Here is a 710-nt window from a genome sequence, read left to right as displayed (position 1 = left end):
AAAAATCAACGAGCATGTTCGGAGAGATGGACGTTAAACCCCAAGACTGCACCGAGCACGCTCGATGCGGTCCGACATCAAAAAGGCAAGCCTTGATCAGAGGGGCCCGGTCCGCAGCCACGATGTAGGGCATGTAAATTGAGTTTCAATAGCAGTATTCGAACGGCGTGCTTTTGAGCAGATAACGTCGTGCAACGGGAAAAAAAGAAAAGATTCTGGGTGCCAGGCTCTTGAAGGGGAAAAACAGCGCCTTTGGCGGACTGAGCGAGACATCCACGGATGGCAACGCCGCTACGCTGCGCCATCAGACCGGTGGATTTCTCGTCGGCGTCGATACCACCTTCGATGACTTCAGGCTCGGCCTGATGGCGGGTTACGGCAATTCAGGCTTTAACCCGCGCCAAAACGCCTCATCGGGATCGAGCGACGATTATCACCTTGGTCTCTATGCCGGCACGCAATGGGGCAATCTAGCTTTCCGCTCCGGCCTTGCCCATACTTGGCACGAGCTTGATACTCGCCGCCGCGTCGTGATCGGAAGCTTAGAGGAGAGGCTTGATGCGAGTTACGGCGCCGGCACACTGCAGGCCTTTGCCGAGCTCGGATATCGCTTCGATGCGACGGCGGTGTCTTTCGAGCCCTTCGTCAATCTCGCTCACGTGGCCCTTCGGACTGCGGGGTTCACAGAAGACGGCGGGGCCGCCGCGCTC

1 protein-coding gene is annotated in these 710 nt (G+C 57.7%); it reads left to right on the top strand.

Annotated elements, in window-relative coordinates; all coding sequences use genetic code 11:
* Positions 1 to 230 precede the first annotated feature (230 nt).
* On the top strand, positions 231 to 710 hold a 480-nt coding region (locus tag O8B93_RS27855), incomplete at its 3' end, for an autotransporter outer membrane beta-barrel domain-containing protein (protein ID WP_269713110.1).

Source organism: Martinezella rhizogenes (genome assembly GCF_027460065.1).
Classification (GTDB): domain Bacteria; phylum Pseudomonadota; class Alphaproteobacteria; order Rhizobiales; family Rhizobiaceae; genus Agrobacterium; species Agrobacterium rhizogenes_C.
The sequence above is the reverse complement of the archived record's forward strand: the minus strand, read 5'-3'. Positions and strand labels throughout refer to the sequence as shown.